At 72.2% G+C, this 14,685-nt stretch carries 13 protein-coding genes; 7 read left to right on the forward strand and 6 right to left on the reverse strand.

All coding sequences use genetic code 11. From position 1 onward, the window contains the following. Nucleotides 1-95: 95 nt before the first annotated feature. The 5 genes from ACFWPQ_RS29730 to ACFWPQ_RS29750 all read right to left on the reverse strand — a co-directional run bounded on the left by ACFWPQ_RS29730 (nucleotide 96) and on the right by ACFWPQ_RS29750 (nucleotide 6,364). Entirely contained in the window at nucleotides 96-1,604 is a 1,509-nt protein-coding gene (locus tag ACFWPQ_RS29730) for a cellulose binding domain-containing protein (RefSeq protein WP_384041283.1), read from the reverse strand. A 393-nt stretch (nucleotides 1,605-1,997) separates the two neighbouring features. Continuing rightward, entirely contained in the window at nucleotides 1,998-3,326 is a 1,329-nt protein-coding gene (locus tag ACFWPQ_RS29735) for a radical SAM protein (protein ID WP_384041286.1), read from the reverse strand. Nucleotides 3,327-3,384: 58 nt separating this feature from the next. Next, on the reverse strand, nucleotides 3,385-4,059 hold the full coding sequence (locus tag ACFWPQ_RS29740; RefSeq protein WP_384041289.1) for a pyridoxamine 5'-phosphate oxidase family protein: 675 nt from the start codon (nucleotides 4,057-4,059) through the stop codon (nucleotides 3,385-3,387). 157 nt (nucleotides 4,060-4,216) lie between these two features. Then, a complete protein-coding gene (locus ACFWPQ_RS29745) occupies nucleotides 4,217-5,284 on the reverse strand; it encodes a LacI family DNA-binding transcriptional regulator (RefSeq protein WP_384041292.1) in 1,068 nt (355 codons plus the stop codon). Between the two features lie 72 nt (nucleotides 5,285-5,356). Beyond that, nucleotides 5,357-6,364: a hydroxyacid dehydrogenase gene (locus tag ACFWPQ_RS29750; RefSeq protein ID WP_384041295.1), complete on the reverse strand. Its 1,008-nt coding sequence runs from the start codon at nucleotides 6,362-6,364 to the stop codon at nucleotides 5,357-5,359. 162 nt (nucleotides 6,365-6,526) lie between these two features. On the opposite strand from ACFWPQ_RS29750, the gene ACFWPQ_RS29755 reads away from it, so the two are divergent. From ACFWPQ_RS29755 to ACFWPQ_RS29775, 5 genes are all read left to right on the forward strand, one after another. Then, nucleotides 6,527-7,780 (forward strand): FAD-binding protein, encoded by a 1,254-nt coding sequence (locus tag ACFWPQ_RS29755; protein ID WP_384041298.1) that lies wholly within the window; start codon nucleotides 6,527-6,529, stop codon nucleotides 7,778-7,780. Between the two features lie 119 nt (nucleotides 7,781-7,899). Beyond that, a complete protein-coding gene (locus tag ACFWPQ_RS29760; RefSeq protein ID WP_384041301.1) occupies nucleotides 7,900-9,135 on the forward strand; it encodes an ROK family transcriptional regulator in 1,236 nt (411 codons plus the stop codon). Nucleotides 9,136-9,307: 172 nt separating this feature from the next. Next, entirely contained in the window at nucleotides 9,308-10,315 is a 1,008-nt protein-coding gene (locus ACFWPQ_RS29765; RefSeq protein WP_384041304.1) for an ATP-binding cassette domain-containing protein, read from the forward strand. Further along, entirely contained in the window at nucleotides 10,315-11,121 is an 807-nt protein-coding gene (locus tag ACFWPQ_RS29770) for an ABC-2 family transporter protein (RefSeq protein WP_361294671.1), read from the forward strand. The genes ACFWPQ_RS29765 and ACFWPQ_RS29770 overlap by 1 nt, the downstream gene beginning before the upstream one ends. A 5-nt stretch (nucleotides 11,122-11,126) precedes the next feature. Beyond that, a complete protein-coding gene (locus ACFWPQ_RS29775; protein ID WP_384041307.1) occupies nucleotides 11,127-11,927 on the forward strand; it encodes an ABC transporter permease in 801 nt (266 codons plus the stop codon). 15 nt (nucleotides 11,928-11,942) lie between these two features. On the opposite strand, the gene ACFWPQ_RS29780 is transcribed toward ACFWPQ_RS29775, so the two are convergent. Then, nucleotides 11,943-13,202, reverse strand: a complete 1,260-nt coding sequence (locus ACFWPQ_RS29780) for an MFS transporter (RefSeq protein WP_384041310.1) — start codon at nucleotides 13,200-13,202, stop codon at nucleotides 11,943-11,945. Nucleotides 13,203-13,330: 128 nt separating this feature from the next. Between ACFWPQ_RS29780 and ACFWPQ_RS29785 the strand changes: the two genes are divergently transcribed. Both ACFWPQ_RS29785 and ACFWPQ_RS29790 read left to right on the forward strand, forming a co-directional pair. Continuing rightward, nucleotides 13,331-13,921: a TetR/AcrR family transcriptional regulator gene (locus tag ACFWPQ_RS29785; protein WP_384041312.1), complete on the forward strand. Its 591-nt coding sequence runs from the start codon at nucleotides 13,331-13,333 to the stop codon at nucleotides 13,919-13,921. After that, nucleotides 13,914-14,594: an alpha/beta fold hydrolase gene (locus ACFWPQ_RS29790; protein WP_384041315.1), complete on the forward strand. Its 681-nt coding sequence runs from the start codon at nucleotides 13,914-13,916 to the stop codon at nucleotides 14,592-14,594. Before ACFWPQ_RS29785 ends, ACFWPQ_RS29790 begins: the two co-directional genes overlap by 8 nt. Nucleotides 14,595-14,685: the final 91 nt, after the last annotated feature.

The raw sequence follows: 14,685 nt of genomic DNA on the forward strand, positions 1-14,685 counted from the left end.
CTGTCCCCCGGGGCCCGGGCGGGCCCGGGCTCCCGCCGGGGGGCGGGCCGCCCCCCCCCCCGGGGCCCCCCCCGGCCGCCGGTCGTTCGGGGGGCTCAGTTCGACGAGCAGGACTCGCCGTTCAGCGTGAAGCCGTACGGTGCCGAGTTCCGGCCGCTCCAGGTACCGAGGAAACCGAAGGACAGGGTGCCGTTCGCGGCGACCGACTGGTTGTAGTCCGCGGCGTCGGCGGTGACCACGCCGCCGTTCTGGCTGACGGTCGCGTCCCACATCTGCGTGACCCGCTGGCCGTCCCCGAAGGACCACTGGACCCGCCAGCCGGTCAGCGCCTGGCTGGTGGTGACGGTGACGGTGGACTGGAAGCCGTCGGTCCACTGGTTGACCAGGTCGTAGGAGACCTGGCAGGCGGCCGCCTCGGAGGAGGGCGTTGGGCTGGCGGAGTGGGTGGCGTGGTGGCCGCCGGTGCTCGCCGTGGCCGAGGAGGTGCCCTGGGGCTCCGGGTCGGGGTTCTTGTGGTCCTGCTTGCCGGCGGCGGTGGCCGAGGCGGAGGGGGCGGCGGAGGCGGTGTGCGTGGGGGTCGGATCGGCGGACGGAAGGACGGAGCCGGGGTCGGCGACCGGCTGCCGGTCGTCCTGGGAGGCGGAGGCCGCGTCGTCGCCGGAACCGCCGCCCATCGGCATCATCGACACGCCGAGTGCCACCAGGGAGATCAGCACCGCCGCGCCGAGCAGGCCGTGCCGCAGCACCTTGCCCCGGCCGCCGCCCTCCTTGGGGTCGCCGCCGTCGACGTCGGCGGTGGCCGGGCGGCCCGCGCCGAGCCGTACCTCGGCGGCGCGGCGGCGGCGCTCCAGGTAGGCGAGGCCGCCCCAGCCGATGATCCCGCCGGCGAGTGCCGCGGGCAGTCCGCCGCCGTGCAGCCGCAGACAGGCGGCGGCCTCGGCGCACTGCACACAGGTGGCGAGGTGCCGGGAGAGGTCCTCGGGCGTGTCGGCGGAGGAGGACCGGGTGACCGCGTCGAGGAGCCGGGCGTAGCTGCGGCACTCGGCGGCCATCGGCGTGTCGAGGTGGGCGCGGTGGCAGCGGTCGCGGAAGAGTCCGCGCACCTGCTCCAGTTCCTGGGCGACGACGACCGGGTCGAGACCGAGCCGGCGTGCCACGGAGGGCAGCGGCAACGCCTCCACCTCGGCCAGCCACAGCAGTTCGGCGTCCGCCTCCTGCATGTCCCGCAGGCCGCGCAGCGCGACGGGCCGCTGCAACGGCAGACCCGTGTAGCGCGCGGCCTTCTCGGAGTTGAGCCACAGCCGCAGGTCCGGGTCGAGCTGGTGCCCGAGCCCTTCGGCCTCCCAGGCGGCCGCCGTGTTGCGCACGGCGGTGAGGAGCAGCGGGATCATCGGCAGCCGCGCGGCGCGCCGTCCGGAGCTGCGGACCGGCTCGAAGTCCGATGCGCGGGCCTCACGCATACCGAGCGTGAAAGCCTCGGTGGCCAGTTGATTGGCCGTCAGAGAGCCGGACGTGCACAGGTCGGCGTAGGAGAGCACTGCGTCCCAGCATTCGGAGAACAGCGCTGCCTCGGCGGCGTCCTGAGGGGTCGGCAGGTCGGGCATGGGTCTCCTGCATCCAAAGCGAGGTCAACTCACCGTATCGGCAACGGAGTTGGGGGGAACCTCGCGGCAGGCCCGAGCTTTTCACGTCTCCTGCACAACTGACAAGCGGCATATTCAAAACCGGTTACCGGTGGTCGTGCCACGGATCCTCGCCGTCACCCGTACCACCGGTCCCCGGTGTTGTGTCAACCGCTGCACTCAGCTGCCCGGCCACCCCCGGCCGCCACCCGCCCCCGCGCATCGAGGCCGAAGCGGGCACCTGACCGTGGATAGTAGCCCGGCCGGAGAACGCGTTCGTGTCCACCGTGGTCCACAACTCCGGCCCCTAGTACGGACAGCGACCGCGTTTCGACTCACCGTTCCCTTCAGTCACTTGCGGCGGCCCGCCGGGAGTCACACCTTCGTCGGCTCCGCCGCAGGCAGGCTGTCCATGAAGGAGCTGACGGAGAAGACCGCACGGCCGGGTCCGGGCTCGCCGTAGCCGGGCGGGGAGGAGAGGCCGAAGTCCTCCATCGTCTGGCGGTAGGCCTGCAGCAGCCGGATGTGGTACTCCAGCGGGGCGCCCTGCGGGTTGGCCTTGCCGAGCGGGGTGGTCGGCTCCGGGCACCAGGTGGTGAAGCGGGGCGTGATGCCGTGCGACATGAAGAAGCGCAGCCCCTCGGTGGTCGACTCGATCGCCTCGTCGACCGTCTTGAAGCCGAACGGCTCGGCCATCTCCACACCGGCCACGAAGTTGGGGATCACGTTCCGCGCGCCGAAGATCTCGGCCGAGTCCAGGATCCGCCTGTGCCACTCGTCCCGGCCGACGTACCGCTCCTTGCCCGGGCAGTACATCTTGAAGAGGTACTCGTCCCACACCTCGTAGTTGGGGTGGTAGATCTGCACGCCGTAGTCCTTGAACCGCTGCACGTCGTCCCGCGGCAGCGCCTGCGCGACGACCTTGCCGATCCACCGTCCCGGGAACCGCTCCTCGATGGCCTTGGCATAGTGCCCGTAGAAGTCGGCCTCGTCCCGTCCGGAGACGGTCTTGGTGATCGCGCCGCCGGTCAGCGTGTAGGCGGTGGACGCCTTCGCGGTGTCGTACCGGTCGATGATCTCCAGGGCTTCGAGGACCTCCTCGACGTCCTTCACCCCCGTGTACGGCCGTCCGGCCGCCTTGTGCTGGCGCCAGTTGTGGTTGATGTCGCAGTACTGGCACTCCTCCTTGGCGCCGAAGTACTGGCAGACCCGGAAGACGGTGAGGTAGATCAGGTAGCCCCACTGGATGGTCGGGGCGACCTCCATCACGGACTTCCCGTTGGAGAGCTTGTGCCGGTAGTACTCCGGCATCGGCGGCACACCGACGTCGGCGATCCGCTTCCCGTCGAGGTAGAGCCCGAGCACGCCCTCGTCGTCGGCGGCGACGCGGTAGGGCGAGGTGGGGTTCACCCGCACCGACACCACGGTCCGGCGCAGGTCGTACGGCCCGCCGGTGAGGATGATCTCCTCCGGCGGCCGGCGCAGCGCGGCCTCGCCCAGCTCGGGCAGGGTGCCGTGGTCGAAGGAGAAGATGAAGTAGGACTTCGGCTTGACCTCGCCGGCTGCCTCGTTGGTGGTATCGCTCAGCGCGGACGGGTCGAAGGCCACACCGCCCCGGAGCAGGTCCTCCTTGAAGACGGCTTCCCTCGGTACGTGCGGGAACCTCTCCATCAGATCCTCGACCAGCGCGGTACGGCTGCCCATCCCGTGTCTCCTCCCGGCTCAGGCGTTCGGCTCCTCACGGTATGCCCCCGCCCGGCCGTCAGCCGTGCCGGGTCCCCTCTCGGCGCGCGATGTGTCCCGGTACGGGGGTGTTCGGGGACAGTGCGGGATCCGTCACCGGCGCACCCCAGGCCGAGGTCAGCGGCAGAACACCGGCCCAGAGCCCCAGCTCCGCGTCCGGCCCGTCGCCGTCGTCCGGCGCTCCGGTGCGGATCTTCACGGAGGCCTCCTCCAGGGAGAGGGCGAGGAGGGTGGTGGCGGCCAGCTCCCTGCGGTTCGGGCGGCGGGCGTACGACCACTGGCCCGGGGCCGCGTGTTCGGAGAGGAGGCGCAGGCCCGTCAGCTTCTCCTCGGGGTCGGTCACCTTGCGGGCGGTGCCGTGGACCATCGCGCTGCGGTAGTTGACGCCGTGCTCGAAGACGGACCGCGCCAGCACCAGGCCGTCGACGTGCGTCACGGTGACACAGACCGGGGTCCCGCCCGCGAGGCTGCGGCTGGCGACCGAGCCGTGCAGATAGAGCTGCCGCCCGTCCCGCCCGTACACCGTCGGCACGACCAGCGGGCGCCCCTCGACCACCACCCCCAGATGGCAGACGAACCCGGCGTCGAGAATCGCCTCCAGCTCGGCCCGGTCGAGACTGCCCTGCTCGCGCAGCCGGCGATGGCGGGTGCGGTCGGTCACGGGAAGGCGCGGGGAGAGCGGGTCGGAGGCCATGTCCGCACGCTACCGATATCGCAGCCGAATCGCCACATTATTGCCGGTTACGACATAGAATCGCACATAGGCAACGAAATCCGCAGAGCACGCCGACCGCTCGACCGCCACCGCCACCGCCAACTGCCGTCGACCGCCACCGCCACCGCTACCCCCGTCAACCGCCGGCGGCCCGGCGTGTCGACTCCCGCAGCACCACATGCGTCCCCAGCACCAGATGCTGCCCGTCCGGGAGCTCGTCGCGGTGCAGGGCGATGCGGACGGCGGCGCGGCCCAGTTCCTCCTGGGGTACGTGGACCGTGGTGAGTGTCGGGTAGACGTCCCGGGCGACCGGGATGTCGTCGTAGCCGGCCACGGCGATGTCGTCGGGGATGCGGCGGCCGGACTCCCGTACGGCCTGGATCACGCCCGTGGCGATCATGTCGGTGGCAGCGAAGACCGCCGTGAACTCCCGCCCGGAGGCGAGGAGTTCGCGGGTCGCCTGGTAGCCGTAGGAGCGGGAGAAGACGCCGTCGAGGATCAGGTCCGGGTCGGGGGCGAGGCCGAGGAGTTCATGGGCGCGGGTGAAGCCGGCGATGCGCTGGACGCTGGTGGACAGGCCGGGGACCCGGCCCAGGTAGGCGATGCGCCGGTGGCCGCCGGACAGGAGGTGGGTGGTGAGGGCGAAGGCGCCGCCCTCGTTGTCGTAGTCGACGACCGTGGCCGGGACGCCGGGACCGAGTGGCGGCCTGCCGACGAGGACCAGCCGGGAGCCGGACCGGTCCAGGGCGTGCGCGAAGTGGGTCATCCGGTCGTGGTAGGCCTTGTCCTCCAGGGCGCCGCCCACCACGATCACCGCGTCGGCCCGCTGCTCCCGCATGGTCTCGACGACGGCGAGGATGCGCCGCGGGTCGCCGTGCGTGGTGCAGAGCATGCAGAGACGGCCCTCCGCCGAGGCCTGCTCCTCGACCCCGCGGGCGATGTGCGCGTAGAAGGGACCGGTGACGTCGTCCACGACGAAGGCGACGGTCTTGTTGGTGGCGCCGCCGAGCGCGCGGGCGTGCGCGTTGACCACGTAGTCCAGCTCGCGCATCGCCTTGAGGACCTTGGCGCGGGTGGTGGCGGCGACCGGGTAGGTGCCGCCGAGGACCCGGGAGACGGTCGACGCGGAGACCCCGGCCCGCGCGGCCACGTCCCGCACCGTCGAAGCGTCCCCGTTCGGCGCCGGCTGCGTCCTCTTCGTCACCGCCCGGCCCCCCCTTCGTCATGTGTTCGGATCACCCTACGAGACGGCCGGAGGCACCCGGCGGACGGGCCGTCACGCGGCCCGCTCGAGGACCGAGTGGTCGATCGCGTACAGCAGGCCGTCGCCGGTCAGCAGCCGGCCGGCCTCCTCCGCGGCGGTGAGCCCGAGCCTCGCCAGCTCGTTGCCCTGCGAGCCGGCCAGGTGCGGGGTGAGGAAGGCGCCCGGAAGGTCGAAGAGAGGGGAGTCGGCGGGCAGCGGCTCGGGGTCGGTCACGTCGAGGATCGCGGTGAGACGGCCGGTACGCAGCTCCTCGATCAGGGCGTCGTGGTCGACGAGGGAACCGCGCGCGGTGTTGATCAGTACCGATCCGTCCGGCATCAGGGCGAGTTCGCGGGCGCCGAGGAGGTGCCGGGTCTCCGGGGTCTGGGGGGCGTGCACGGTGACGATGTCCGAGGTGCGCAGCAGCTCGTCGAGAGGGAGCAGGGGTACACCGAGCCGGGCGGCCTCCGCCTCGTCCACGTAGGGGTCGGCGAGGCCGGCCGACAGGTCGTACGGGCGCAGCAGTTCGAGGAGGCGGCGGCCGATGCGGGAGGCGCCGACGATGCCGACCCTGCGGTGGAAGTTGCCGATGCCGGGGACGATGCCGCCGTACGGGAAGGCGCGTCGGGTGCGCAGCAGGTCGCGGAAGGCGAAGACGTCCTTCCCGGCGAGCAGGATCATCGCGAGGGTGTACTCGGCGACCGGCAGCGCGTTGGCGGCGGCGGCCGAGGAGACGACGATGCCGCGCCGCCAGACCTCGGGCGTGGTGAAGCCCTTGACCGAGCCGGCCGCGTGCAGCACCGCCCGCAGTTTCGGCGCGGCGTCCAGGGCGGCCGCGTCCAGGACCGGGCAGCCCCAGCCGGTGACCAGGACCTCGGTGCGGGCGAGCGCCTCCCGTACCCGGGGATCGGCGAAGTCCTGCGCCACCAGAGTGGGATCGATTTCTACGTACTCGCGCAGTCGCGCGAGCACCTCCGGCGGAAAGATGTGCGGCACGTTCTGGGCCGTCATGGCGAACAGTGCCTGGGGACGCTCGGGCAAGGAAGTGACCTTCCGGCTCGGTGACGCGCGGATAGCAACCGGTCTCTACCGTAGGTCTCGGCGAATGAGAGGGTCAATGGACAGGCACTCCCCGGAGGGGACGGACACTTCCCGAAGAACGACGGGCATTCCCCGAGGGACGACAGGAATGGGACGGCAGAGATGACGGATCCGGCGCAGACGGTCACCAACTGGGCGCGCAACATCACCTACACCGCGAAGGAGTTCCACCGCCCGGACTCCCTCGACCGGCTCCGGTCGCTGGTCGCCGGCAGTGCGCGGGTACGGGTGCTGGGCAGCGGGCACTCCTTCAACCGCATCGCCGACCCGGGCCCGGAGGGAGTGCTGGTCTCGATCGCCGGGCTGCCGCCGGTGATCGAGGTGGACACGGCGGCCCGTACGGTCCGGGTCGCGGGCGGGGTGCGGTACGCCGAACTGGCCCGCGCGGTGCATGCGCGGGGCCTCGCGCTGCCCAACATGGCCTCACTGCCGCACATCTCGGTGGCCGGTTCGGTCGCCACCGGCACCCATGGCTCGGGCGTGGCCAACGGGTCGCTCGCGGCTCCGGTACGGGAGGTGGAGCTGGTCGTCGCCGACGGTTCCACGGTCAGCATCGCGCGCGGGGACACGGGCTTCGACGGGGCGGTGACCTCGCTGGGGGCGCTGGGTGCCGTCACCGCGCTCACCCTGGACCTGGAGGCGGCATATGACATGGCGCAGACTGTATACACCGAACTGCCGCTGGACGGCCTGGACTTCCCCGCGGTCGCCGGGGCCGCCTACAGCGTGAGCCTGTTCACCGACTGGCGGGAGCCGGGCTTCCGGCAGGTGTGGGTGAAACGGCGCACCGACCGGCCGGCCGTGGACTTCGGGTGGGCCGCACCGGCCACCGAGGCGATGCACCCGGTGCCGGGCATGCCGGCGGGCAACTGCACCCAGCAGTTCGGGGTGCCCGGGCCCTGGCACGAGCGGCTCCCGCACTTCCGGGCGGAGTTCACGCCGAGCAGCGGGGACGAGCTCCAGTCGGAGTACCTGCTGCCGAGGGCGGCGGCCGTGGACGCGCTGCACGCCGTCGACGGGATCCGGCAGACGGTCTCGCCCGTCCTGCAGACCTGCGAGGTACGGACGATCGCGGCCGATCCGCAGTGGCTCAGCCCCGCCCACGGCCGCGACTCCGTCGCCCTGCACTTCACCTGGGTGGACGACCTGACGACGGTGCTGCCCGTGGTGCGCCGGCTGGAGGAGGCGCTGGCGCCGTTCGACCCGCGGCCGCACTGGGGCAAGGTGCACGCCGTGCCGGGCGAGGTGCTGCGCGGCCGCTACCCGCGGCTCGCCGACTTCCGCGCCCTGGCCCGGGACCTCGACTCCGACGGGAAGTTCAGCAACCCCTTCGTGGCAGATGTCCTGCACGACTGATCACGACCGACCATGGCGGACCACGACCGGCCATGACCGACCCACGACGGCCGGACTTAATCCAACCCTTAATGTAATGGCTTGTCGAAAGCGCTTCCCAGGCCATAGCCTTGCGCCGCGTGAAGCACACATCACGTGACATCCGCACCGCGAACCGCTACGAGGTACTGCGGCACATCATCGCCGAGTCTCCCACCTCCCGGCAGGAGCTGGCGGCCGTCACCGGGCTGAGCCTGGCCACGGTCGCCACCCTCGTCGGGGAGCTGCTGGAACTGCGGATGATCACGGAGGTCGGCTTCGAGGACTCCGCGGGCGGCCGCCCCCGGGGACTCGTCGCGGTCAACGCCTCGGGGGGCGCGCTGATCGGCGTCGACATCGCGGAGACGTACGTCCACGTCGAGCTGTTCGACCTCGCGCTGAACGTGCTGGCCCGCGCCGAGGAGGACGTGCGCCCCGGCCAGAACCGGCCGGAGCAGGTGGTGGGCCAGGTGGCCGCGGCGGTCGGCGCGGTGGTGGCGCAGGCCGGGATCGAGGGCGCGCGGGTGCTGGGCGTCGGGGTGAGCGTGCCGGGGCAGGTGGACCGGGCCACCGGCATCGCCGAGTACGCGCCCAACTGGGACTGGCACGACGTGCCGTTGCTGCGCCTGCTGTCCGGGCATATCGCGTATCCCCTGTACCTGGACAATCCGCTGCGGGCCTGTGCGGTGGCCGAGCAGTGGTTCGGGGCGGCACGCGGACGCGGGGACACCGTGGTGGTGAACCTCGGAACGGGGGTCGGCGCCGGGCTCGCGCTCGGCGGCGGGCTGCACCGCGGGGTGAGCAACAGCGCGGGCGAGTGGGGGCATACGACGCTCGTCCTGGACGGCCGGCTGTGCCACTGCGGCAACCACGGCTGCGTCGAGACGTACGTCGGCGCCCCCGGGATCATGCTGAACCTGCGGGAGGCGAGCCCGCGGAGCCCGCTGCTGCACCCGGAGGACCAGACGGCCACCGTGGACGCGCTGGCCCGGGGCGTGGCGGACGGTGATCCCGTCGCGGTCGAGGTCGTACGGAACACGGCCCGCTACATCGGCGCCGGTATCGCCAACCTGGTGAACCTGCTCAACCCCGAACTGGTCGTGCTCAGCAGCTGGGTGGCCCGCCGCCTGGGCGAGCCGCTGCTGGCGGAGGTGCGGGAGGCCGTCCGGCGGCACGCGCTCGGGCGGCCGTTCGCCGCCACCGAGATCGTCCTCTCCCCCATCCCCACCGACCCGGTCTGCCTGGGCGCGGCCACGTTCGCGCTGGAGGGCGCGCTGCGGTCGGTGGGCCTGCGCAACGGGGGACGCCCGGGCCGCACCGTGCCCGCCTCCCGGTGACCGACCGCGCCGCCGACCCGCGTCTCCCGGTGATCGAACAGTCCAAATCGCGGCTCGATTAATCCATTGCCGGGCCCCTCGGCGCTCTGCGACCGTCGTGGCGTATCCGCGGCCGGTCGGCCTCACAAGCCGACCGGCCGTACGTCGTGCACGGAACGAGAGGGGCCCCAGCGTGGCCGGAAACATCGAGGTCCGCGGCCTGTCCCGCACCTTCCACACCACCGTCCGGCGCCCGGGCTTCGCGGGCGCCCTGCGATCCCTGGTCAACCCCGAGCGCGTGGAGAAGCACGCGGTCTCCGACATCACCTTCGACGTCGCCCCCGGCGAACTCCTCGCCCTGCTGGGCCCGAACGGCGCGGGCAAGTCGACCACCATCAAGATGCTCACCGGCATCCTCACTCCGACCTCCGGCGAGGCCCGGGTCGCGGGCGTGGTGCCGTACCGGGAGCGGGAGCGCAACGCGCGGAACATCGGCGCGGTGTTCGGGCAGCGGACCCAGCTGTGGTGGGACCTGCCGGTGCGGGAGTCGTTCGCGATCCTGCGGGACATCTACGAGGTACCGAAGGCCGAACATGCGGCACGGCTAAAGGAGTTCGACGAACTTCTCGAACTCTCCGACTTCTGGGACACCCGGGTGCGGCACCTCTCGCTGGGCCAGCGCGTCCGCTGCGACCTGGCGGCCGCCCTGCTGCACGATCCGCCGGTCGTCTTCCTGGACGAGCCGACCATCGGCATGGACGTGGTGGTGAAGGAGCAGGTCCGCGAGTTCCTGCGGTACCAGGTGGCCGAGCGCGGCCGTACCGTGCTGCTGACCACGCACGACATGACCGAGGTGGAGCGGCTCGCGGAGCGCGTGGTGCTGGTCAACCACGGGCGGCTGGTCCTCGACGGCACGCTGGACGAGGTCCGCCGGGACTTCGGCTCGACCTGGCAGGTGCGGGCGACCCTTGCAGACCCGCACACCCCGGTCGGCCCGCTGCCGGGCATCGCGCTGGTGAGCCATGACGGGCCCCAGGTCGTGTTCGGCCCGGACGGTCCGGCCGCGCCCACCGTCCACCAGGCGCTGAAGCTGGTCATCGAGCGGTACGAGGTGACCGGTGTGGCGGTGGACGAGGCGGACCTGGAGGACGTGATGCGCGCGGCCTACGCCGAGGCCAGGGCGAAGGCCGAGGCGGCGTGATGACGACCCTGACCTACGCCTGGCGCACCGCCCGGGTCACCCCGCTCGGCGAGCTGTACACCCCGCCCCGCATCACCGCCGCCCTGCTGCGGCTGACCGTGCAGGTGGTGCTGGTCGCGTCGCTGTGGCACGGCCTGTACGCCCAGACCGGTACGACGGCCGGGCTCTCCCGGGACCAGGCGGTCACCTTCGCCGTGCTGGCCGTGCTCGCCTCCCGGCTGCGGGAGCTGGACCAGTACGCGGGCCGGGACTCGGTCGCGCAGCACATGTACTACGGCACGGTCGTCTACTGGTACCTGCGCCCGCTGTCCCCGCACCGCTACTACGCGCTGCGCGCCCTGGGCGAGCAACTCTACGGACTCGCCTGGGCGTTGACGGGTTACGCGATCTGCCTGGCGGCCGGTGTCGTGGTGCCGCCCGAATCGGCGGCCGTGGCGGGGGTGTTCGCGCTCAGCCTGCTCCTCGGCCAGTGGGTCCTGCACTACGTCATGCTGCTCATCGACCAGTTGTGCTTCTGGACGCTGCGCAACACGGCCGCCCTGCTGATCCTGATCTTCGCGCAGAACCTGATGTCCGGGGTGTACGCCCCGCTCTGGTTCTTCCCGCACTGGTTCCTGGTCCTCAGCTCCTTCCTGCCGTTCCAGGCCACGCTCAACGTGCCGCTGTCGCTGTACGTGGGCCGCATCCCGCTCTCCGAGGCGGGCTTCCAGCTCGGCGTCCAGGCCGGCTGGCTGGTGGCGCTGCGCTTCCTCACCCGTTTCCTGTGGCGGCGCGCCGCCCGTCGAGTCGTCTCCCAGGGAGGCTGAGTCCCATGAACGCCGTACGGATCGTCTGGCGGGTCACGCAGCTCAACTTCCGTGCCCAGCTGGAGTACCGCACCGAGTTCCTGATGATGATCGCGATCGGCGCGGTCTGGCAGGTGTCGGTGATCGTGTTCGCGACCGTGCTGCTGACCCGGTTCGCCGGGATGGGCGGCTGGGACAGCTCGGACGTCCTGCTCATCCCGGCGACCCGGATGCTCGCCCACGGCCTGTTCGTGCTGTTCCTGGGCCGGGTGCACGGCCTGGGCCGGCACATCCAGGAGGGCAAGATCGACGCGTATCTGCTCCGTCCGCTCCCGGTCTACCGCCAGGTCCAGCTGGAGTTCTTCCCGACCAACGCGATCGGCGACCTGACGGTGGCGGTGGGCCTGATGGCGGGCGCGCTCGGCCGCAGCCACCTGGACTGGACGGCGGGCCGGATCGCGTACCTGGTCGCGGCGGTCCTGGGCGGCATGCTCCTGGAGGCCGCCCTCTTCACCGTCGTCGCGTCGGCCTCGCTGCGCTTCCCGGCCGCGGACTACTGGGGCCGCTGGCTGGAGGAGCTCCTCGGCACCTTCGGCAGCTATCCCCTCAACGTCCTCCCGAGGGCGGTCGGCGGCTTCCTCACCTACGGCCTCCCGCTCGCCTTCGTCGCCTACTTCCCGGCGGCCGTCCTCACCGGCCACGGCCACTCCACCGGCGCCCCCTACTGGCTGGCGGCCGCCTCCCCGCTCCTGGGCCTGCTCGCCTACCTGGCCGCGCGGTGGCTGTGGCGGTGGGCGCTGGGGCACTACACGGGGGTGAACGGCTGACGTTCCGTGCAGGCGTCAGCCGTGCCGCGCGCCCCGGACCGGGGTGCACAGGCCGACGACGGCGACGAGGGTGCAGCAGGCTCCGGCCACGGCGGCCACGCGGGCGGTGCCGTACTGTTCGGCCGCCCAGGTGAGGACGGCGGCGCCGACCGGGGCGACCGAGTACTGGAGGGTCCAGTAGGCGGAGGTGACCCGGCCCAGGAGGGGTTCGGGGGTGATCTCCTGACGCAGTGACATGGAGCAGGTGCCCGCCATGCCCAGACAGGCCAGGTAGAGCGCGCTCAGGACGGCCACGGCGGGGACCGTGTGCGCCCGGCCGAGCCCGGCGAAGGCCAGTCCGCACACCGCGGTGGCGACGATCCAGGTGGGCCCGAAACCCAGCCGCCGCCGGACCCGGGCGACCAGCAGCGCCCCGGCGATCGTGCCGACCGCGCCGACGGCCATCACCGTCCCCACCGTGCCGTCGTCGTGCCCGAGGTCGTGCTTGAGGTGGTAGATGACCAGGTCGGTGACACCGAGGCTGAGGAAGCTGAACACGGCGAGGAGAGCGGCGAGCGAGCGCAGGACGGGGTGGCGGAACAGGTACGAGAGCCCGGTGCGCAGGTCCCGCCACAGGCCCGTGTCCTTGACCGGCCCGTCGTCCGCGGCGCGCTCCCGGACCCGCACGAAGAGGAGACAGCCCGCCGAGACCGCGTAGCTGACCGCGTCCACGGCCACCGCGTCGGCGGGCCCGGTCCGGGCGGCCACCAGGCCCGCGCCGAGCGGTCCCAGCACGCCGGCCGCGGCCGCGGTGGCGTTCAACCGGCCGTTCGCCTCGGTGAGTCGGCCGGGCCCGACGAGTCCGCGGACGACGGTGACGTACCCGACGGCGAAGAGCATGCCGACGGCCTCGCACAGGGGCAGGACCACGTACAGGAGCCAGAGCCGCGGTCCGGCGAGCCAGACGAGCGGGACCAGGCCGTAGAGGACCATGCGGACCAGGTCGCAGGCGATGAGGAGCTTGCGCCGGTCGACCCGGTCCACGACCACGCCGGCGAAGACCGCCGCCAGCACCATCGCGACCCCGCCGACGCCGGTGAGCAGACCCATCCGGGCCACCGAACCGGTCGCCTGGAGGACCAGCAGGGGCAGCGCGATCAGGCTGAAGGAGTCACCGAGGACGGAGAGTGTCTGGGCGAGCCAGAAGAACCCGAAGTCCCGGTCTTTCCAGAGCGGTCGACCGTCCGCCGTCCGCTCGCGCGCCGCCCGTTCCACGCGCCGCGCCTCATTCGCCACGGCTCCCCCTCCCGTCTCCCCGGCAACCCTATGCCGGTACCCCGGCCGGACGCCTCGCGATAAATCGCATGACGACCAAAACCTAGAGACCCTAGGATTCTGTCTAGGGAATCCAGGGGAGGTATCACATGGCCCGTGCCGGAATCACCGCCGACCGGCTCGTCGCGGCGGCGGCCGAGCTGGCCGACGAGGCCGGTTTCGAGCAGGTCTCGCTGTCCGCGCTGGCCCGGCGCTTCGGCGTACGGGACGCGAGCCTCTACGCACACGTCCGCAACCTCCAGGACCTGCGCCACCGGCTCGCGCTCCTGGCGGGCGGCGAGATGATCGACCGGATCGCCGTCGCCGTGGCCGGACGGTCCGGACGGGACGCCCTGGCCGCCTACGCCGACGCCTACCGCGCGTACGCCCTGACCCACCCCGGCCGCTACTCGGCCACCCAGATCCGTATCGACCCCGCCCTCGTCGACGCCGACGCCCCCGCCATGCGCCGCACGGTGGAGATCACCTACGGCATGCTGCGCGGCTACGGCCTGGCCGAACCCGATCTCACCGACGCCGTACGCCTGTTGCGCGCCACCTTCCACGGCTACTGCGCCCTGGAGGCCGTGGGCGGCTTCAACGCCCCGCGCGACGTCCGCGCCTCCTGGGAGCGGGCGATCGACGCCCTGCACATCGCACTGGAGAACTGGCCCCGCGAGGAGACCGACCACCATGTCTGACCTGCACTACGACGTCACCGGCAGCGGCCCCGTGCTGCTCGTGCTCCCCGGCGGCGCCGGGCACCCGATGGGCCTGGGCCCCTTCACGGAACATCTGGCCCCGCACTTCACCGTCGTGACGTACGACCCGCTGGGCCTCGCCCACGGCCACCTGGGCGACCCGGTCGCCGACCAGACCGTGCGGGACTGGAGCGAGGGTGCGCACCGGGTCCTGGAGGAGGTACTGACGCCGGGCGATTCGGCGTACGTCTTCGGGACCAGCTCCGGCGGCATCGCCGCCCTCGACCTGCTGGCCCGCCACCCCGGCCGGCTGCGGCACGTAGTCGCGCACGAGCCCCCCTGCGTCACGCTGCTGCCGGACGGGGAGCGGCTGCGCACCGAGCTGATCGAGCAGCTCGACGCCGCGCGCCCGGCCCCCGGGACCCCGATGGCCATCCTGCTCGCCCATGTCCTCCGCCCCTTCACCACCTACCGCCCACCCACCGCTCTGCCCCGCCTCGCGATCGCGGCCGGAGCCGACTCGAAGGGCCAACTCCTGCACCGCACGGCGGAGTTCGTCGCCGAGCACACCGGTGCGGCCTTCACCGAGTTCCCCGGCGGCCACCTCGGCGTCGCCGAACACCCGGCCGGGTTCGCCGACCGGGTCAGGGAGACGCTGCTCGGGACCGGGTGACACCGGGGATGACACAGAGCGACCGGCCGCGCGCCTGGAATGCAGCGGCGCAGAGGGCATGACTATGGTGGACAGTAGGTCTTCGCCAAGG

Origin of the sequence: Streptomyces sp. NPDC058464 (assembly GCF_042721035.1) — a bacterium.
Taxonomy (GTDB): Bacteria; Actinomycetota; Actinomycetes; order Streptomycetales; family Streptomycetaceae; genus Streptomyces.

Excerpts from the sequence above, each read along its gene's own strand:
- ACFWPQ_RS29730 (WP_384041283.1), bottom strand. The coding sequence starts at position 1,604 with ATGCCCGACCTGCCGACCCCTCAGGACGCCGCCGAGGCAGCGCTGTTC.
- ACFWPQ_RS29735 (WP_384041286.1), bottom strand. The coding sequence starts at position 3,326 with ATGGGCAGCCGTACCGCGCTGGTCGAGGATCTGATGGAGAGGTTCCCG.
- ACFWPQ_RS29740 (WP_384041289.1), bottom strand. The coding sequence starts at position 4,059 with ATGGCCTCCGACCCGCTCTCCCCGCGCCTTCCCGTGACCGACCGCACC.
- ACFWPQ_RS29755 (WP_384041298.1), top strand. The coding sequence starts at position 6,527 with ATGACGGATCCGGCGCAGACGGTCACCAACTGGGCGCGCAACATCACC.
- ACFWPQ_RS29770 (WP_361294671.1), top strand. The coding sequence starts at position 10,315 with ATGACGACCCTGACCTACGCCTGGCGCACCGCCCGGGTCACCCCGCTC.
- ACFWPQ_RS29775 (WP_384041307.1), top strand. The coding sequence starts at position 11,127 with ATGAACGCCGTACGGATCGTCTGGCGGGTCACGCAGCTCAACTTCCGT.
- ACFWPQ_RS29785 (WP_384041312.1), top strand. The coding sequence starts at position 13,331 with ATGGCCCGTGCCGGAATCACCGCCGACCGGCTCGTCGCGGCGGCGGCC.
- ACFWPQ_RS29790 (WP_384041315.1), top strand. The coding sequence starts at position 13,914 with ATGTCTGACCTGCACTACGACGTCACCGGCAGCGGCCCCGTGCTGCTC.